This is a genomic window from Phenylobacterium koreense (genome assembly GCF_040545335.1).
In the GTDB taxonomy this organism is placed as follows: domain Bacteria; phylum Pseudomonadota; class Alphaproteobacteria; order Caulobacterales; family Caulobacteraceae; genus Phenylobacterium; species Phenylobacterium koreense.
The window spans coordinates 688,740-705,445 of record NZ_JBEPLU010000001.1 but is presented as its reverse complement, the minus strand read 5'-3'; the positions used below and the strand labels follow the sequence as shown (position 1 = coordinate 705,445).

Annotated in this window: 21 protein-coding genes; 13 read left to right on the top strand and 8 right to left on the bottom strand. The window is 65.7% G+C overall.

What is annotated here, in order from left to right:
* The first annotated feature begins 61 nt into the window (after window positions 1-61).
* Together ABID41_RS03445 and ABID41_RS03440 are read left to right on the top strand one after the other, a co-directional pair.
* Window positions 62-895, top strand: a complete 834-nt coding sequence (locus ABID41_RS03445) for a DUF2461 domain-containing protein (RefSeq protein ID WP_331928766.1) — start codon at window positions 62-64, stop codon at window positions 893-895.
* 25 nt (window positions 896-920) lie between these two features.
* Window positions 921-1,451, top strand: a complete 531-nt coding sequence (locus tag ABID41_RS03440) for an MOSC domain-containing protein (RefSeq protein ID WP_331928768.1) — start codon at window positions 921-923, stop codon at window positions 1,449-1,451.
* A gap of 78 nt (window positions 1,452-1,529) precedes the next feature.
* On the opposite strand, the gene ABID41_RS03435 is transcribed toward ABID41_RS03440, so the two are convergent.
* Window positions 1,530-2,000, bottom strand: a complete 471-nt coding sequence (locus ABID41_RS03435) for a DoxX family protein (protein WP_354297180.1) — start codon at window positions 1,998-2,000, stop codon at window positions 1,530-1,532.
* Between the two features lie 64 nt (window positions 2,001-2,064).
* A complete protein-coding gene (locus tag ABID41_RS03430; protein ID WP_331928772.1) occupies window positions 2,065-2,337 on the bottom strand; it encodes a BufA1 family periplasmic bufferin-type metallophore in 273 nt (90 codons plus the stop codon).
* 195 nt (window positions 2,338-2,532) lie between these two features.
* Between ABID41_RS03430 and ABID41_RS03425 the strand changes: the two genes are divergently transcribed.
* From ABID41_RS03425 to egtD, 9 genes are all read left to right on the top strand, one after another.
* Window positions 2,533-3,066, top strand: coding sequence for a sigma-70 family RNA polymerase sigma factor (locus ABID41_RS03425; protein WP_331928774.1), 534 nt, complete (start codon window positions 2,533-2,535; stop codon window positions 3,064-3,066).
* Window positions 3,063-3,710, top strand: coding sequence for a DUF1109 domain-containing protein (locus ABID41_RS03420; protein ID WP_331928775.1), 648 nt, complete (start codon window positions 3,063-3,065; stop codon window positions 3,708-3,710). The genes ABID41_RS03425 and ABID41_RS03420 overlap by 4 nt, the downstream gene beginning before the upstream one ends.
* Window positions 3,711-3,787: 77 nt before the next feature.
* Entirely contained in the window at window positions 3,788-4,057 is a 270-nt protein-coding gene (gene bufA2 / locus ABID41_RS03415; protein ID WP_331928777.1) for a BufA2 family periplasmic bufferin-type metallophore, read from the top strand.
* Window positions 4,058-4,106: 49 nt separating this feature from the next.
* Window positions 4,107-4,937, top strand: a complete 831-nt coding sequence (bufB, locus tag ABID41_RS03410; protein WP_331928779.1) for an MNIO family bufferin maturase — start codon at window positions 4,107-4,109, stop codon at window positions 4,935-4,937.
* Window positions 4,934-5,683, top strand: coding sequence for a DNA-binding domain-containing protein (locus ABID41_RS03405; protein WP_331928781.1), 750 nt, complete (start codon window positions 4,934-4,936; stop codon window positions 5,681-5,683). The genes bufB and ABID41_RS03405 overlap by 4 nt, the downstream gene beginning before the upstream one ends.
* Before the next feature lie 241 nt (window positions 5,684-5,924).
* Complete coding sequence (locus ABID41_RS03400; RefSeq protein ID WP_331928783.1) at window positions 5,925-6,347, top strand: YybH family protein; 423 nt, start codon at window positions 5,925-5,927, stop codon at window positions 6,345-6,347.
* A gap of 63 nt (window positions 6,348-6,410) precedes the next feature.
* Window positions 6,411-7,328 carry an NADP-dependent oxidoreductase gene (locus ABID41_RS03395; protein WP_331928785.1) on the top strand — a complete coding sequence of 306 codons (918 nt, stop codon included), beginning with the start codon at window positions 6,411-6,413 and terminating at the stop codon, window positions 7,326-7,328.
* A 136-nt stretch (window positions 7,329-7,464) separates the two neighbouring features.
* On the top strand, window positions 7,465-7,884 hold the full coding sequence (locus ABID41_RS03390) for a cupin domain-containing protein (protein WP_331928787.1): 420 nt from the start codon (window positions 7,465-7,467) through the stop codon (window positions 7,882-7,884).
* Between the two features lie 132 nt (window positions 7,885-8,016).
* Complete coding sequence (gene egtD, locus ABID41_RS03385) at window positions 8,017-8,967, top strand: L-histidine N(alpha)-methyltransferase (RefSeq protein ID WP_354297179.1); 951 nt, start codon at window positions 8,017-8,019, stop codon at window positions 8,965-8,967.
* 33 nt (window positions 8,968-9,000) lie between these two features.
* Here egtD and msrB read toward each other — a convergent pair whose 3' ends face one another.
* The 4 genes from msrB to ABID41_RS03365 form a co-directional block, all read right to left on the bottom strand.
* Window positions 9,001-9,444 (bottom strand): peptide-methionine (R)-S-oxide reductase MsrB, encoded by a 444-nt coding sequence (msrB, locus tag ABID41_RS03380; RefSeq protein ID WP_331928791.1) that lies wholly within the window; start codon window positions 9,442-9,444, stop codon window positions 9,001-9,003.
* 77 nt (window positions 9,445-9,521) lie between these two features.
* Entirely contained in the window at window positions 9,522-10,151 is a 630-nt protein-coding gene (locus ABID41_RS03375; protein WP_331928793.1) for a cytochrome P460 family protein, read from the bottom strand.
* A gap of 178 nt (window positions 10,152-10,329) precedes the next feature.
* Window positions 10,330-10,713: a hypothetical protein gene (locus ABID41_RS03370; protein WP_331928795.1), complete on the bottom strand. Its 384-nt coding sequence runs from the start codon at window positions 10,711-10,713 to the stop codon at window positions 10,330-10,332.
* A gap of 127 nt (window positions 10,714-10,840) precedes the next feature.
* Window positions 10,841-11,836, bottom strand: coding sequence for a helix-turn-helix transcriptional regulator (locus tag ABID41_RS03365; protein WP_331928797.1), 996 nt, complete (start codon window positions 11,834-11,836; stop codon window positions 10,841-10,843).
* A gap of 141 nt (window positions 11,837-11,977) precedes the next feature.
* Here ABID41_RS03365 and ABID41_RS03360 point away from each other — a divergent pair, with 141 nt between their 5' ends.
* Both ABID41_RS03360 and ABID41_RS03355 read left to right on the top strand, forming a co-directional pair.
* Window positions 11,978-12,760, top strand: coding sequence for an alpha/beta fold hydrolase (locus tag ABID41_RS03360; RefSeq protein WP_331928799.1), 783 nt, complete (start codon window positions 11,978-11,980; stop codon window positions 12,758-12,760).
* Between the two features lie 76 nt (window positions 12,761-12,836).
* Complete coding sequence (locus ABID41_RS03355; protein WP_331928801.1) at window positions 12,837-13,463, top strand: glutathione S-transferase family protein; 627 nt, start codon at window positions 12,837-12,839, stop codon at window positions 13,461-13,463.
* A 282-nt stretch (window positions 13,464-13,745) separates the two neighbouring features.
* Here the strand turns inward: ABID41_RS03355 and ABID41_RS03350 are convergent, their stop codons facing one another.
* Both ABID41_RS03350 and ABID41_RS03345 read right to left on the bottom strand, forming a co-directional pair.
* Window positions 13,746-14,465 carry a DUF3142 domain-containing protein gene (locus ABID41_RS03350; RefSeq protein ID WP_331928803.1) on the bottom strand — a complete coding sequence of 240 codons (720 nt, stop codon included), beginning with the start codon at window positions 14,463-14,465 and terminating at the stop codon, window positions 13,746-13,748.
* The gene (locus ABID41_RS03345) at window positions 14,462-16,624 is read right to left on the bottom strand and encodes a hypothetical protein (RefSeq protein WP_331928805.1); all 2,163 of its coding nucleotides are present in this window, start codon (window positions 16,622-16,624) and stop codon (window positions 14,462-14,464) included. Before ABID41_RS03345 ends, ABID41_RS03350 begins: the two co-directional genes overlap by 4 nt.
* Window positions 16,625-16,706 lie beyond the last annotated feature (82 nt).

Sequence of the window (16,706 nt, the reverse complement as noted above, 5' to 3'; positions counted from 1 at the left end):
GTGCGGACGCGCGCCTGGGCGTCTTCGCAACAAGGATCACTTCGGAGAGCCCGGAATCCTTATGCCCAAGAACGATCCGTCGCCTTCCGAGGCCTTCACAGGCTTTTCCAATGAAGACCTGGGGTTCCTGACGGGGCTGGCGGCCAACAACGACAAGGCCTGGTTCACCGAGCACCGCGCCGCTTATGACGAAGGGCTGAAGCCGGCCATGGGCGGTCTGATCGCGGCGCTGAACACGGAGTTCGCAGCCCGGGGCCTGCCGTTCGTGGGCGACTCGAAGAAAAGCATCTTCCGCCTTCACCGCGACGTTCGCTTTTCCAAGGACAAGCGACCCTACAAGACCCACGTCGCGGCGAGCCTGACGCGCGAGGGCGGCAAGATGGCGCCCGGCGCGGTCTATGTGCACATCGAGCCCGAAGGCGGGCCGGCGCGGGCTTTCGATCCCCGGACGATCGATCCGCTTGATCCCTCGACGCTGCCCTCGGCGAAAATCGCATATGACGAACACGCCGGTGAAGGTCCTTTCCTGACGGCCGGCTTCTACCTTTGGGATCAGCGCCCGCTGATCGACGCCTTCCGCAAGCAGATCGTCGCCGATCCCGAAGCCTGGCTCGCTGTCGAGAAAGCCCTGGACGACAATGGTCTCGAGTTGGAGGATGGCGCGCCCGTCAAGCGGACGCCCAAGGGCTTCGAGGAACAGGCTGGCGGGCCGCTGGACGCAACGCTGAAGAAGACCCAGTGGTTGGTCGGACGCCGGCTGACCGGCGCTGAACTCGCCGATCCGAACCTGCCGAGCCTGATCGCCGATTTCGCCGCTCAGGTCCGTCCCCTGTTCGCGTTCGGATGGCGCGCGCTGGACGGTGTCCGGATCGATCCCAAGGCCGGCCGACGTTAGCGCGGCCGCAATCCCGGAGCGCGCAATGGAGTCTCAATCATCCCTGCAGCGGCTCCTTTCTGGGCCGATAGCGCCCGGCGAGCTCGCATGGATCGGCCTTCGGCCCGCACGTCGCGCCTCGATGATCCCGGTGTCGGCGGCGAAGTTGGCGCCGGGTGAGGGCCTTGAAGGCGACCACTACATCTCCTCGCGAAATGGTCCCCGCCAGGTCACCCTGATCGCCGCGGAGGACTTGGCCGCGATCGGCCAGTTCCTCGCCGGCGCCGGAGCCCAACCAGAGCAGCTCCGGCGGAATCTGGTGACGCGGGGCGTCAACCTGCTGGCGCTGAAAGACCGGCGCTTCAGCATAGGACCGGTCATCCTCGAAGGGGCAGGGGAGTGCGCGCCCTGTGGCCGGATGGAGGAAACGCTAGGTCCCGGCGGCTACAACGCCGTCCGCGGCCATGGCGGTATCCTGGCCCGCGTGATCGAAGGCGGCGAAGTCCGTCTAGGCGACCCAATCGAGCGCATCGAAGAAGACATCTCGACCGTGCTGGCGCGCCGACGGAACCGCTGATCGACCTGAATGGCGCGCCGGTTGAACTGGCCCATCACAACCGCACCCCGGTCACAGCCGTCCGGCGGCGGCTTTCCGCTAGGACCGCTGCGAGAACCCGGGCGTGCGTTGTTCGAGGCGCAATACCCTGTCAAGGGACCAGTTCCCCGCTCCCAAGGCGATAAGCGGCAGCAGCAAGCCAGCCCAGCTCAGGTGTGTTGGCCAGGCGTCGGGATAGACGAAGATCTGGATGACGCCGGTCATACCGAGCAACGCTAGGGCTGCGGGACGTGTGAAAAGGCCCAGCACTAGAAGGATCGGGAACAGGTGCTCCGAATAGGTCGCGATGTGCGCGGCGACCACCGGGCTCATTATGGGAAGCGCGTACTCCGAGCGGAAGAGCTCGTAGGTCGAATCCGTAATGGTGAGCAAGCCGGCGGTTTTGGTTCGCCCGGACGCGAAGAAGACCGAAGCTATGCCGAACCGGGCGACCAGCAGTAACAGGCTCGGCGGCAGCGGCCGCTCGGCGAGCGCTGCCGCCCGCCCGTAGATACTAGTGATCGACGCCATGGGATGGCCTTTTTCGGTGAAGAGCGGACCGCCTCGCGCAGACGCCGAGGCGGTCCGGTGCGGGTCAGGCTTTCGGGGTCAGGGAGCCGGCGCCCTTGGGCGTCTTGATCGAGGTGCAGGTTCCCGCCTTGACGAGCTTCCAGGCATTACCCTGGTAATCGACCTTCGACGTGCCTGCACAGGTCGTTCCTGCGCCCGCCTTGCAGTCATTTTTGCCGGCGAGGGAGACGCCGTAGCACTTTTCCATGGGGACTTGGCTCTGGTCGGCGGCGTGCGCAGCCCCTGCCACGAGGCCGAGGGCGAGGCTGGCGGCCAGGGCCGCATGGGTCTTGGTCACGGGAAACTCCTTGAGAAGCGCCACCCGGCGTGAGGGTGATAGCAGCCGGGGCGACCGAAATGGCGTGTTGGCCGGTCACTCCGGTCAGTACGCGGGCGCAAGCGCAGCGGTTACAGGAGGCCCGCGTCGAGAAAATCGTCATCGCCGGCGTAACCGCATGCCGGCCTAGCCCGTAAGGTCACCAAGGGGGCGCGCATGGCAGAGAGCGAAGCTCAGCTCAGAGCCTGGATGCTTGAAGGCCTGGACGGTCATGCGGCCGCCCATGAAGCCCTGCTGCGCGCGCTGGTTCCGCTCCTCCATGCCTTCTACCGGCGGCGGATGCGCGGGGCGGAACACGAGGTTGACGACCTGGTGCAGGAGACATTGATCGCCATACACACGCGGAGGAGCACCTATGAGCGGGATCGAGCGTTCACGCCGTGGCTCTACGCGATCGCGCGCTATCGCCTGATCGACCACATGAGGCGGCGCAAGCTCACCGTGCCGGTCGAGGACGTCGAAGCCATCCTGGTGACCGAAGGCTTCGAGACCGCCGTCTCAGCGCGCATGGATGTCGAGAGGCTGCTCAGTCGTCTTTCCTCGAAGCAGGCGCGCGCGATCAGGGACACCCGTCTGGACGGCAAGAGCGTCGCCGAGGCGGCGGCCGACGCGGGCATAGGCCCGTCTGACGTCAAGGTTTCGGTGCATCGCGGGCTAAAGGCGCTCGCCACTCGGATTCGGGGCGAATGACGATGAACACAGAGGACGTCATCAAAAGCCTTAGCCGGGACCTCACCCCCGTTCGGCGGGGCGCTCTGGCCAAGCGTATAGGCCTGGGCGTCATCGTCGGTGGCCTGGCCACTATGGCCGCGGTGACCGCCATTCTCGGCATTCGGCCGGATCTGCATGTGGCGATGCAAGGCTTCTCGTTCTGGATGAAGTGGACCTACACGATCTCGCTGGGAGTCGGGGCGGTGTTCGCCGTGACCCGCCTGGCGCGTCCGGTTCCGCACTCGCTGACCGGCCTGTGGTTTCTTGCGATCCCGGTCCTCGTCCTGGCCGGAATCGGTATCGTCGAGCTGGCCATCACCCCCCCCGCGAAATGGCTGGCGATGTGGCTTGGCAAGAGCTGGATGGTGTGCCCCTGGCTCGTCCTGAGCCTCGCGGCGCCGATCTTCATCGGTCTGCTGTGGTCGTTCCGGAAGCTCGCGCCGACGCGTCTTCGGGCCGCCGGAGCCGCAGCCGGTCTTGCGGCCGGAGCCTGGGCGGCCACGATCTATTGTCTGCACTGTCCCGAGGTTTCGGCGATCTTCGTGCTGACCTGGTACAGCCTGGGGATCGCCCTGGCCGCCGGCGTCGGCGCCTTGGTGGGGCCAAGACTGCTTCGCTGGTGAGCCCACCACCGTAACCGACGAAGGTCCCGCCCCGTAAGAGAGTGGCCACTTCGGCGCATCCTCTTCGGGAGATCATCATGACCGCCTCCAAGACCATGGCCGGCCTTGCTGCCGCCACCGCCCTCGCCGCCCTGTCGGGCGTATCCTTTTCGGCTCCAGCCTTCGCCCAGGACGGCGGCAAGCTTATCCACTGCTACGGCGTAAACAGTTGCAAGGGCCAGTCGGACTGCAAGTCGGGCAACCACGACTGCAAGGCCATGAACGACTGCAAGGGGCAGGGTTTCAAGGAAATGACGTCCAAGGCGTGTGCGGCCGCCGGCGGCAGCCTCACGGCGCCCTCGAAGTAGTCGCGGCGGACCGGCCCAGCGGGCCGGTCCAACCTTGTGGACGAAGCCCATGCCCAGCAAACACACCTTCGGTCTTGGCCTGCGCAAGCCGCACTATGCCGAGTTCCTCGACAGCGACACCCCCGTGGCCGTCGACTTCGTGGAGGTGATCTCCGAGAACTTCATGGTCGCCGGCGGCCGGCCGTTGGACATCTTACGGCGCGTCCGTGAACGATACCCCGTCGCCTTGCATGGCGTCTCGATGTCGATCGGGTCTGCCGATGGGATACGGGGCGACTATCTGGCGCGATTGCGCGCGCTCATCGACGCTATTGACCCGCTGTTTGTGTCCGACCATTTGAGCTGGTCTCGGATCGGGCGGTTCAATTCTCACGATCTGCTGCCCCTACCCTATACGAAGGAGGCCCTGGACAGGGTCTGTGACAACATCGATCACGCCCAAGCCGTTTTGGGCCGAAGCCTGCTCGTGGAAAACCCGTCAAGCTACATCGTCCTGCCCGGCGAAATGGCCGAGTGGGAGTTCCTGGACGCGGTGTGCCGCCGGACCGGGTGTGGACTGCTGCTGGACGTCAACAACATCTACGTCAGCGCCAGCAACCATGGCTTCAGCGCGCAGGATTACCTTACCGGCGTTCCGGCCGCGCAGGTGCGGCAGGTCCACCTGGCCGGGCATAGCAAAGGGCGCGACCTCCTGATCGATACCCACGATCGCCCCGTTCCCGACGCTGTCTGGGCGCTTTATGCAGATGCTGTTGAGCGTCTGGGGGCGGTCGCAACGATGATCGAACGGGACGACGACATTCCGCCGCTTCGCGAACTGCTCGACGAACTCGATACGGCACGACAGGTCGCCGCGCGGCGGTTGGGACGGGCAGCGTGAGCCTGCAGGCTCTCCAGGAGGACTTCAGCCAATGGCTGAAGGCGGAAGCCCCCCACGCCGCCGAGCGGTTCGGCGAAGGCGCGCAGGCTGGGCTCTCGGTATACCTCAACAATTACCGCGGTCAGTTGATGGCCTGCCTGATCGAAAGCTATCCGGTGCTTCGCGCTTGGCTGGGTGAGGAGGTCTTCGCTGGCGCGGCCGCCCATCATATCGACCGACATGCCCCATATAGCTGGACGCTGGACGACTATCCCCATGATTTTCCCACCACGCTCGACGCGCGTTTTGGGTCGGATCCGGAAGTGGGAGAACTCGCGCGGCTTGAACGGGACCTCGCCGAGGCATTCGTCGCGCCGGACACGCCGCCTATCGACCCCGTAGCCCTGGCGGCCGTCGATTGGGATACTGCGGTGCTGGTGCTGTCGGACGCGGTTTCGATCAGCCCGGTTCAGAGCAACGCCGCAATGATCTGGTCAGCCATCGAAGCGGGCAGGTCCCCTCCGCAGGCGGCCAAGCTTGAGACGAAGGCCGAGCTGCTCGTGTGGCGACAGCATTATCGCCCGATGTTCCGCATGCTTTCGGCCGACGAAGGAGCCGCCTTGTCGATGGTGAGAAACGGCCGAACCTTCGCCGACATTTGCGCGGTGCTTGCCGAGCGGCGAGGGCCGGAAGGCGGTGTCACGGTCGCCGGCGAGTTGCTCGCCTGTTGGATCAGGGACGGGCTGGTCCAGTGCGTGCAATCCTGATTTCGAGGCCGAGGAAGCAGGAGTCCGAGCATCGCTGCTAGGTTGGGAGGCTGGGCCGCACTTCGGGTGATCACGATAGGCGCCACCGGCATGGAGGCGCATTCCTCGCCACTATGGAAACCATACGCGCCGACTATTGGAAAACGCCGCCCCGCGCCGCGATCAATGATCATCACCGCAGGTGATTTCATCGGGCGGTGTCGCGGAAACCGTTTCATTAAAAACGAAACAGGAGCCTCCGATGTCCGAGCGCTTTCCACTCCCTACGAAGCCGGAAGACATTATTCCGTCGCTGCTTGAGATTCCGTCGCTGCTTGAGCGATTTCACTCCGGCGACGTCAACGAGCAGATGGACTTGTACGCTCCGGAGGCGGTGTTCATCGCGCTCGACGGGCGAACGATTACGGATCACGCGGAGATCACCGCCATAATCGGGCGCGATATCAAACTCGGGCTGCCGTTGGTGGCGAACGTGCGCCACTTGTTCGTCGCCGGCGATACCGCCCAGATCGTTCTGGACTGGTCCATCGATGGCAAGGGGCCTGGCGGGGAGCCGGTGCGCCTCGCAGGTTCGGCATGCGACATCGCCCGGCGCGGTGCGGATGGATTCTGGCGGTACCTGATCGACAACAACCAAGGGACGGCAGTGCGACAGCCGGCCTGACCTAAGACCGGGCCTACGAGCGGCTCGGGCCTCATCAACGTCAATGACCGAGGAGACACTTCCATGAAGGCGATCGTGGTGTCCGACCAGGCCGCAGGAACGGCCGGGATGAAGCTGGTGGACCGGCCCGAGCCGCAACCATCGATAAACGACGTCGTGGTTCAGGTTTACGCCTCGGGGTTCGTCAATACGGAGCTGGGTTGGCCCTCGACCTGGACCGACCGCCTGGGCCGGGACCGAACCCCGTCGATCCCCGGGCACGAGTTGGCCGGGGTGGTCACCGCGCTCGGCTATGGGACGACAGGGCTGTCGGTCGGACAGCGGGTGTTCGGACTGACGGACTGGTCCCGTGACGGCACGCTGGCGGAGTACGTGACCGTCGAAGCGCGCAACCTCGCGCCGCTGCCGGGCGACGTCGATTTCACGGTAAGCGCGAGCCTTCCGATCTCGGGGCTGACGGCCTGGCAGGGATTGGTCGTGCACGGCCGCCTTCAAGCCGGGCAGCGCGTGATCGCTCACGGCGCGGCTGGCGCGGTCGGCTCCATGGTGACCCAGCTCGCGCGTGAGTTCGGCGCCTATGTCATCGGCACCGGACGGGCCCCGGATCGTCAGAAGGCGCTCGATTTCGGAGCCAACGAGTATGTCGACCTCGACAGCCAGGCCCTGGAAGACGTCGGCCAGGTCGATCTGGTGTTCGATCTCATCGGCGGTGACATCGGGAAGCGGTCTGCATCGCTGGTTCGAGCCGGCGGAACCCTGGTGTCCATCGTCGGACCGTCCGAGGCGCGGCCAGCCGATGGGCGGGCTGTCGACTTCGTTGTCGAGTCCGACCGCGCCCAACTGGTCGAGATCGTTCAGCGCGTGCGGGACGGACGACTGCGGACGAACATCGGAACCGTCGCGCCGCTTGACGATGCGGTCGCCGCCTTCAACCCGACCAAACGGACCCCCGGGAAGACGATCATCCGCGTTCGGCCATAGTGATCGGGAGGCGAGCGGTCTCGCCTTCCTATTGATCAATCCGCGCGGACGATCCGACTATGTCCCCGCGTGGGCCGCTCACATGGCGGGCTGGCGAAGGGCCGCGAAGACCAACCGATACGCAGGGGAAAAGCCCATGACGATCCGAACCATCATCGCCGCCACTGGCGCTGCGCTCGTTTTCGCGATGGCCGGCCCCGCATCCGCCCATGATGGCGAAGCGGAAACTGTCACGAAGAACTTCGAGGCGGCCATTCCCAATATCCCGGGCAAGTCGCTGATTGCGGTGCAAGTCGATTACGCGCCGGGCGCGGCGTCCCCATCCCACACTCACGCGAAGTCGGCCTTCATCTACGCCTATGTGATCTCGGGGGCGATCGAGTCTAAGGTGGATGACGGCGCGACGCGGATCTATCGGGCGGGCGAGAGCTGGTCCGAACAGCCGGGCGCGACCCATTCGATCAGCCGCAATGCGAACAAGACCGAACCGGCGAAGCTGCTCGCTGTCTTCGTGCTCAACACCAACGATAAAGCGCTGACCACGCCCATCAAATGAACCTGCAGGCGCACTCGACGGCGCCAAGCCCTAAAGGGGCTCGCCGCCTGTAAGAGCTGCATTCCACCGGAGCATGGAATCCATGCTCCGGACAGATTTCTGTTGGGCCGCGCCGGTCGATATCAAAGAGGAATGCTCGACACCGAAACGCGCGTGCCTTTCCAAGCAGCCTTCCGTAGTGACGTGCTCAGGGGGCTTTCCGGTCCACGCAAGAGTTTGCCGGCGCGATGGCTCTACGACGACCACGGCTCGGCGCTGTTCGAAGTCATCGCCAGCCTCGAAGAATATTACCCGACCCGCACCGAGACCGCGATCCTCACGGCCTCGGCGCAAGAAATCGCGCAGTTCGTGGGGCCGGGCGCGGTTCTCCTGGAGTATGGAGCTGGTGCGGCGCTTAAGACGGAGATCCTGCTCAGCGCCCTGGCCCCCACGGCCTATGTCCCGGTCGACATCGCAGGCGATTTCCTCGCCGCCTCGGCGGTCCGGCTCGCTGGTCGCTTCCCAGGCCTGGATGTCCGTCCCTGCGTTGCCGATTTCACCGTCGATTTCGAGCTGCCGGACGACTTGCCGCCAGGACGCACGGTCGGCTTCTTCCCCGGTTCGACCATCGGCAATTTGGCGCCTGACGAAGCCAAGGATTTCCTGCGGCGCATGGCCTCCCATGTCGGTCAAGGGGGCGCAGGCCTCATCGGCGTCGATCTCAAGAAGGATCTTGAGCCGTTGCTGGCGGCCTACGATGATCGGGAAGGGGTGACCGCAAGGTTCAACCTCAACCTCCTGGTCCGGATCAATCGCGAACTCGGGGGAAATTTCGATATCGGCGCCTTCAAGCATCAGGCGCGCTGGAACCCGATGGACTCGGCGGTGGAAATGCACGCGGTGTCGACGCGGGCTCAGACGGTCGTGGCCGCCGGCCAAACCTTTGCGTTCGAGGCGGGCGAGAGCATTCACACCGAGAGCTCACGCAAGTACGACCTGCAGCAATTTGCTGACCTCGCGACGGCCAGCGGCTGGCGCGTCGGTCCCGTCTGGACCGATTCCGAAGATCGCTTCGCGGTCGTGGCGCTGATCGTTCCCGGCTGAGGGGCGGCCAGTCGGGTCCTGATCTTGGAAGCCCTAACCGTCGATCTGCGGCAGGTATTCCGCGTAACCCTGGGCTTCCATCTCATCCTTCGGCACGAACCGCAGGGACGCCGAGTTGATGCAGTAGCGCAGGCCGCCGCGGTCCTTCGGGCCATCGGGGAAGATGTGCCCGAGGTGGCTGTCGCCGTGGGTCGATCGGACTTCCGTGCGGACCATTCCATGACTGGTGTCCTGGATTTCAGCGACGTTGGCCGGCGCGAGCGGCTTGGTGAAGCTCGGCCAGCCCGTGCCCGACTCGAACTTGTCGGTCGAAGCGAACAAGGGCTCGCCAGAGACCACGTCGACGTAGATCCCAGGACCTTCATTGTGCAGGAGTGCGCCGGTTCCAGGATGTTCGGTGCCGTTTTCCTGCGTCACCCGGTACTGTTCCGGCGTGAGTTTGGCGACGGCTTCCGGACTCTTGCTGTACTTCGACATGGGAACCTCCTGGCTGATTTGAAAGCCGTCTCCGGCGCCGGGGCTTGGGAGGGGACGGCCGGCGCGATGAGCGCGCCCTATTGCAGTCGCGGATATAGCTGCACCCAGATGGAGTCCTTTTGCGCGCCAGCCTCGTGGCAGTAGGCGCATTCGGTCTTCGGCCGCAGCGAAGCCGAGGCCGCCTTGGGCTCGAAATGGTTGAAGTTGTAATAGCCCCAGCCACCGGTCTCGGCGTACCGCTTGGTGTCCTTCACCACGACGTCCGCGCCATTGAGCTTGCCAGGGAAATACCCGCGCCCGGAAGGCAACTCACTGGACCCATCGGGATGAGTGGCGGGAGGCAGCGTTAGCTGCAGCTCTTTGAAGAAGATAGTGCCCTCGGGGAAGACACCGGTCTTCTTATAGATCTCGTACGAGCCGGGCTCGATGTAGACGTTGTGGAACTCGGGGAAGTTCGCCTCCCCTCCGTTCAAGGCGTTCGGCGTGAGCGGCGAGCCGACGAATACCCATTTCTCGAAGTCCTTGGGCAGGAGAAGGTCGCCGTTCGCCGCGTATTCCGGCAGGTAACGAGTGGGGGCGGCTGCGACGGTCGGCGCGGCAGCCGGTTCGGCCTTGGCGGTTTCGGCCTTGGAGCAGGCGGTCAACCCAAGGTCGGAGACAGCGACGGCGACGACTAAGGCGATACAAGCGGTAGTCGAACGGCGCATGGTGACCTCCCTCGAACAAATGTCCGCGGAAAGGGTCGCGTGCGGTCGCCTCCAGGGGAAATAGTCTCCTGGAATGGGATCGATCCCCAGCGGTTATTGGCCGATGGTCGGCCGGCCCGTAGGGATAATTCGGGAACGCCTGGCGCCGGTTGAACGCCAGTTTGGACGTCGTCCGGCGCTATGCCGAGACGACCGCCCTTCGAGGCAGGACATTCATGGCGACCCGCCGGATTGCGGCGAGCCGTCCTGCGTCGCCACCGTTCAGCGCCTCGGCGACAAGGCTCACGACGATGTTGGCATAGAAGGCGGACAGATCGCCGATGTCGACGTCGGCCGCGACCTCTCCGCGCTCCACCCCATCCAGCAGGCGCGCGTGGAGGAGGGCTTCAAGACGATGGACCCCGCCTTCCTCGCGCTGGTGCGATGGCCCGACGTCCGCCTCGATGGTCTCGAGCGCCCGTGCGATCGCCATTGATGCGTCCGGCGTCCGGGCTAGGGCCGATAGGAATGGGCCGTCCTCCCGCACCAGGTGCTGCACCGCCGAAAGGATCACGTCGCTCAAGTCACTGGCCCCTTGAGGCGCCTCGGGGATGGCGAGGCCAGCGCGACATTTCTATCGGGACGGCGCGCGCCTCAAGCCACGGGAGTCCAGCGTTCGTGGCGAAAAGTCCGGCAGATACAACGGGCGCTCAGACGCCGACGAAGAGGTCGCCCTTGTCCACCGCGGCCCGGAACTCCGCGGGGGCGCAGCCATAGACCTTGCGAAATGCGCGCAGGAATCCGGTTCGGTCCCTGTAGCCGGCGTCGTAGGCGATCTGATCCAGCGAGGCCTGGCCAGCGACCAATTCGCGTGCTGCGCGCCGCATCCTCAGGTCGCGCAGCGCCGCCATCGGCGTCTTTGAGAAAACGTGGCGAAACCGCTCCATGAAGACCGAGCGGCTGAGCCCGGCAGAGCGGGCGAGCGACTGGACGGTGTGGGCGGCTCCTGGCCGCTCAACCATATCGGCGAAGGCCCGGGCGACCTGGGGATCGCTCAGGATGGAGAAGCGCTCGACCCAGGTCTCGTTCGAGGCCAAAGACCGTCGTAGCAGCATGACCATCACCTGCTTCAGCAGGGCGGCGGCCATCGCACCATCGCCAATTTCCTGGGCCAGCAGTTCGTCGAGCGCCTTGCGCAACGCGTCATCAAGCCGATCCGCGGCGTCGAACTGCTCGACGATCGGGGTCGTCAGCCCCATGAAGAGGTCGATGCTCGCCCCGTAGATTGCTTGGAAGTAGCCACAGATCAAAATCAGTTCCGGCGGCGGCTCGCCAGCCTCCCGGCGGCCGAAATTGTCGGCGGGCGAGACGACCCGGCGCCGGTTCTCGACCCTCACGTTCGGGCCGAGCGCACCTGGACCATTGACCTCGAGGGCGAAGTCCAGGTTCGGCGGTACGATGATCAGCGTGTGTGGGCGAAGCGCTATCGGGGCCTGGTTCTCGAACACCAGCCAGCCTTCGCCCACAAGGTTGTAGTGAATCCCCGGCGCATCGGGGCCGGTCACCTCAAGCCGCCAACCCCGGCTTACCAGGCATTCGGTCAGCCGCACCACCTTGACCTCGAGCGTGGCCAGCAGGCGATTGAGCTCGGCGGTCGAGGGCCGCACCAGCGGCTGATCTGGCGCGGATGTCGAAACGTTGGCCATGCCGCATCTGAAGGAACGTTGGCCTCGGGGCCAAGCCACAAGGCTATTACCTCCGGGAATGGAGAGCATGCCGGTGGTCTATTATGCGGCGCGTGGGGGCGAGTTTAGGCTGGGTGCGCCCCCAGCCTGATGGAGCCCTTCATGGACGACGCGGTCGATCTCGACGACATCGATGATCAATTGACCCCGACCCTCGACACCAGGCCCACCTTGGTGTTCGTCCATGGTGCGTTCAGCGACGGCGCAAGCTGGAGCGCGGCCGTCGAGCACCTGGGCGACCACTGCCCTTACCGGATTTTCGCCAATCCACTCCGAGACGTGGTCAGCGATGGAGCGGCCCTGGCAGCCCTGCTCCAGTCGATCGACGGGCCGATTATCCTGATCGGCCACTCCTATGGCGGGGTCCTGTTGTCAGAGGTCGGCTGTGCGACCGAGGCCGTCAAGGCCCTGGTCTTCGTCGCCGCGCTTGCGCCTGACGAGGACGAATCCTTTAGCGACCTCATGGCCCGCTTTCCCGGGAGCGACCTTCCCGAGGTGCTGACTCAAGCCCCGCTCGCAGATGGCGGCGCCGACCTCTACGTGCCTGAAAGCAGCTATGGACGAGTGCTCGCGGGCGATCTTTCGGACATGGAAGTCCTGGCCCTGGCGAGGCGACAACGGCCGCTCCACCGGGCGGCGCTGCGTGATCCTGTGGGCAAGCCGGCGTGGCGAACCCTTCCCTGTTGGTTCATCTACGGTGACGCCGATCGCAGCCTGCCGCCCGCCCTTCATCAATTCATGGCCCATCGCGCGGGCGCCGCCGGCGTCGAAGTGGTCGCCGGCGGCTCACACAGTCTTCATGTGAGTCATCCGCGTCGGGTGATGAGGTTCATCGAACGCGCCGCGATGGCCGTGGAGTTTCAGGTGCCCAACCTCGATCCCTAGTCGCGCGATGACACCAGTGCACGAGGAGGATCCAGGCGATCTGGAACGATTTCTTTGATCGGCGCGGAGCAAGTCGGTGATCGTCGTCCACCATCTGAACGAGTCACGGTCGCAGCGCATCCTGTGGCTCCTGGAGGAGTTGCAGGCGCCCTATGAGATCGTGTTCTACCAGCGCGACGCGCGCACCGGTCTGGCGCCGGTGGAACTGCGCGAGATCCACCCGCTCGGCAAGTCGCCGGTGATCACCGAAGGCGATCGGGTCATCGCCGAGTCCGGGGCCATCATCGACTACATCATCCGCCGACACGGCGAAGGGCGACTGCAGCCGGATCCCTCGAGCGAGCTCTACGACGAGTACGTGCAGTGGCTGCATTACGCCGAGGGCTCGGCGATCCTGCCGCTGGTGATGAAGACGCTCACCCTGCGGGTGGGCAAGGTCCTGGCGCCGCTCGGTCGGCAGGCCGACAGTGAAGTCGCTCTGCACTTGGGCTTCATCAACGAGAAGCTGGCGGGCCGAGACTTCCTGCTCGGAGACGAGTTGACGGCCGCCGATGTGCAGATGAGCTTCGTCGGCGAGTTGGCTGGCGCTGTGATCGATCGCGGCGCCTATCCCAACATTGAGGCTTGGCGCCGCCGTTTTCAGGCACGGCCCGCCTATCAGGCGGCGCTGGCCAGAGGCGGCCCCTCCCGGCTCGCCCAGTGACGGAGCCGAAGCGGCGTACGCCTGGCGGTCGCCCCGCACGCTAGGCGAGCCTGTGCCCGCGCAAATCTGAAAGTCCTGCCCTTAGGCTGTTGTGGTCGCGGCTGGAGGGCCAACCAGGGACAACGGTCGCTCAAGCTTGAACTGGCCCCCAGCTACCACCTTACCCAACCGCTTCGACGGTTGGGTGGCCCCGGCAGGCGGGCAGACCTCATCCGAAACGAAGGGGCGCGAGGCGCATCCGGCTCCGGCTCGACGTCGGTACGAACGACCACGCTGATGGCCTCACGAAGGTGGCCGTGGATTGACGAGAAACACCACATAGCCGCGAAACTGCGGATTGGTCGCAAGCCCTTCTGGCTCCCGCCATTCGCCATCCTGGACCAGCCCGATGCGGAACGGAACGCGCAGGCGCCGCAGGCTGGCGAGATAGGCTTCGTAGCCCGCAACCGTCCGGCGTCCCTGGTAGGTCTGGATGACCACTTCGTCCACGATATCCGCAAGCGCGTCGAAGGCGGCCGGCTCGCCCTGGGCGGCCCAGTCGAGCAGGCCGGTGATGCTGAGCTTGCAGTCAGGTGGCAGCCGGCGACGGAGATCACGCAGAAATTCGCCGTAACGGTCGAGATGACGTGTGCCGGCGTCGAAATCGATCTGGACGCCGACGACGGGCGCGCCGAGCGCCCGCCAGCGTCGCAATCGAGCCCGGATCTGGGCGTAGATTCGCTCGGGCCAGTCCAGGGTGTGGGCGCGATACGCCATCCAGACTTCGGCGCGATCCTGGAGCGGCGCGGCTCCCCCCTGAGCGATCAGGCGCGCGCCGCCGGGCACAGGCTCCACCTGCCCGGTCAGGACATAGAGACGCTGTGCGCGCGCTAGCACCGGCTGCGGTACGACGCCAGCCCAGAGCCAGAAGGCGTCGTAGTCTCGCGCATCGACCGCACCGGCGGCGGGGAAGGCGCACGTCATCGTCCCCATGGCCGCAAGAAGAACGGCCCGGCGGTTCACCAATAGTATTTCAACCTCTCGGCCCAGGGTGAGGCGGAGTGCCTGGTCTTCAGGTCCTGGAACCACTGCTTGCGCTGGCTGAGCGGGACGTCGGCGCCGCCGCAGGCGTTGTGGCCGCTCGGCGCATAGCAGTTCACGGCGCGGTATAGGGCATAGGCGCGGACCTCGGCCGTGGCCTTCGGCTCGGCCAGGATCTGCTTGTAGACGTCCAGCCGCGAGAAGGCGCCGCCCGGGAACTGCGAGGGGCCGCCGCCAAGTTCACCCGCGGCCGGCGCCTCGTCCACGTAGCTGTCGTCCAGGCTGTTCTTGCGGAAGAACTCGGCCAGACAGATCAGCGCCTCGGGTTTGCGGGCGTCTCGCGCCAGCGCGCCGGCCACGGTCTCGATCGACGGACAGGCGTAGCCCTGGCCCGCGGCCGTGCCCGACCAGTGGAACAGGCCGAGCCGCCGGGTCGGATCGTCATAAGGTTCGTTGGTCGTGTCGGCGAAGACGGCCGCCGGCGGAAGCTGCTTCAGATCGGCCAGAAAGTCCTTATAGCGACCGCGGGTCAACTGCTTGTAGAGCAGGACGAACAGGGCCGTGCGGCGCTCGGTCTCGGGCGCGTCCGCGGCGGAAGCCTGCTGCCGCAGCAGCTCGGCGCTCGCAGAATAGGTCAGAAGCTGACGGCGATAGTCTTCGCTCAGGATTGGTGAGCCGGGAAGGAACGCCATGCCGAGATCGCCGGTCCTTTCGTAATTCATGGTGAGCGCCAGCTCGACCGCCGGCCGCTGCATCAGGGGCTCGGCGGTGGGGATGAGGCGCTGGAACTGGCCGCGCGCGGCGGTCGGGTTTCCGGTCGCCTCCAGACCCAACCCGCGCAGCATCTGCCGGCTGAATTCGAGCGAGCCCATCTTCGCGCCGGGCGCCATGTCACCGAGGCGCTTGAGCGCGCCGGCGGGATCGTTGTCCACATAGAACGCGTGCGCCGCGAGCAGATAGTCGAATAGCGCCTCGCGGCCGGCGAACGCCGGGCGCTGGGCCTCGAGCTCCTCGCGCCTGATCTGCATGGGCTCCACCACCTGACCCTTGTCGTCCCTGAAGATCCGCATCCGCATCAGGTCGGCGGTCGCCAGCAGGCGAGGCTCCTTCAACCCCGACAGATCCGCTTCGCTGAGCAGCTTGGCGTCCGCCTCCTGGACCAGAGCCTGGACCGACGTGTTCCGCGCGTTGGGACCGAGATGATCGAACTGCCAGGCGAACAGGGCCGACAGCTCATCGTTCCTGCCGCCCAGCCACGCGGCGCGTCGGAACAGGCCGCGGGCGGAGGCTGCGTAGCGCCCTTCAGGATAGGCTTTCAGGTAGGCCTCGAAAAGTCGCACGGCCTCGTCCAGGGAGGCCTTGTCAACGCGCCCGCGGTCGAGCTCGCCCCATTCGCCGAAGGCGTTCGCCTGCGCCGCGTTCAACGCCACACGGCCCTGCATGTAGGTCGCGGCCTCCCGCAGCCAGGCGTTCCGGCTGGCGCGCGCCAGGGCGAAGTGGCTTTGCGCGCCAGCGAAATCGCTGGCGTAGAAGGAGGCGGCGCCCTGCGAGTAGCTGGCGAACTGGCGGGCCAGGGACGAGCCGAGACGCTTGCCTTCCTCGGGCGGACTGTCATCGGCCGGCGCATTCCCACAGGAAGCGCCATGGCCGCGGCGCAGCGCGATCAGCGCGGCCTTGTCGTCTTCCTTCAGCCTGCTCGCCTCGACCGCCGCCTGGAAGTCGGCCATACCGCTGTCGTTGCTTCGGCAGCGGGAGCCTTCTCCGGCCGCGAACTCGTCGGAGCCGGTGTCAGGTTCGTCGCCGAAGGCGGCTCTGAAGTCGTCTAGCCAGAACGGCGTCTCCCAACGTGTGAGGCGACGCCGCCACGGCTCGTCCAGAGGCGTCAGGGGCGGGGGCTTGGGCGCTCCGATCCCTTCTGCGTCATTCAACAGGAGCTGGAGATTGGTCCGGCTGTCGTTCTGGGGGTTGAGGAACGGCGCGTTCCAGCACTGCGTATCGACTGCGGTCGGGACCAGCGACAGTTGCGGCTCGCAACCAAAGTCGCCGCTCGCTCGGGCGGGGCCTGCAAAACAGGCGGCGCTCACCAGCGCCAGGGAGGCGGCAAGGCCACAGGCGGCCTGACGGAACACCAATCCAAGCACTTGCGCGGTTCCTCACCTGACTAGAAAAAACGCGGATGTCGGCCTGATATCCGCGCCGTTTGATGGACCGATTTACAGAAGG

Excerpts from the sequence above, each read along its gene's own strand:
- ABID41_RS03445 (WP_331928766.1), top strand. The coding sequence starts at position 62 with ATGCCCAAGAACGATCCGTCGCCTTCCGAGGCCTTCACAGGCTTTTCC.
- ABID41_RS03440 (WP_331928768.1), top strand. The coding sequence starts at position 921 with ATGGAGTCTCAATCATCCCTGCAGCGGCTCCTTTCTGGGCCGATAGCG.
- ABID41_RS03435 (WP_354297180.1), bottom strand. The coding sequence starts at position 2,000 with ATGGCGTCGATCACTAGTATCTACGGGCGGGCGGCAGCGCTCGCCGAG.
- ABID41_RS03425 (WP_331928774.1), top strand. The coding sequence starts at position 2,533 with ATGGCAGAGAGCGAAGCTCAGCTCAGAGCCTGGATGCTTGAAGGCCTG.
- ABID41_RS03420 (WP_331928775.1), top strand. The coding sequence starts at position 3,063 with ATGACGATGAACACAGAGGACGTCATCAAAAGCCTTAGCCGGGACCTC.
- bufA2 (WP_331928777.1), top strand. The coding sequence starts at position 3,788 with ATGACCGCCTCCAAGACCATGGCCGGCCTTGCTGCCGCCACCGCCCTC.
- bufB (WP_331928779.1), top strand. The coding sequence starts at position 4,107 with ATGCCCAGCAAACACACCTTCGGTCTTGGCCTGCGCAAGCCGCACTAT.
- ABID41_RS03400 (WP_331928783.1), top strand. The coding sequence starts at position 5,925 with ATGTCCGAGCGCTTTCCACTCCCTACGAAGCCGGAAGACATTATTCCG.
- ABID41_RS03395 (WP_331928785.1), top strand. The coding sequence starts at position 6,411 with ATGAAGGCGATCGTGGTGTCCGACCAGGCCGCAGGAACGGCCGGGATG.
- ABID41_RS03390 (WP_331928787.1), top strand. The coding sequence starts at position 7,465 with ATGACGATCCGAACCATCATCGCCGCCACTGGCGCTGCGCTCGTTTTC.
- egtD (WP_354297179.1), top strand. The coding sequence starts at position 8,017 with ATGCTCGACACCGAAACGCGCGTGCCTTTCCAAGCAGCCTTCCGTAGT.
- msrB (WP_331928791.1), bottom strand. The coding sequence starts at position 9,444 with ATGTCGAAGTACAGCAAGAGTCCGGAAGCCGTCGCCAAACTCACGCCG.
- ABID41_RS03375 (WP_331928793.1), bottom strand. The coding sequence starts at position 10,151 with ATGCGCCGTTCGACTACCGCTTGTATCGCCTTAGTCGTCGCCGTCGCT.
- ABID41_RS03365 (WP_331928797.1), bottom strand. The coding sequence starts at position 11,836 with ATGGCCAACGTTTCGACATCCGCGCCAGATCAGCCGCTGGTGCGGCCC.
- ABID41_RS03360 (WP_331928799.1), top strand. The coding sequence starts at position 11,978 with ATGGACGACGCGGTCGATCTCGACGACATCGATGATCAATTGACCCCG.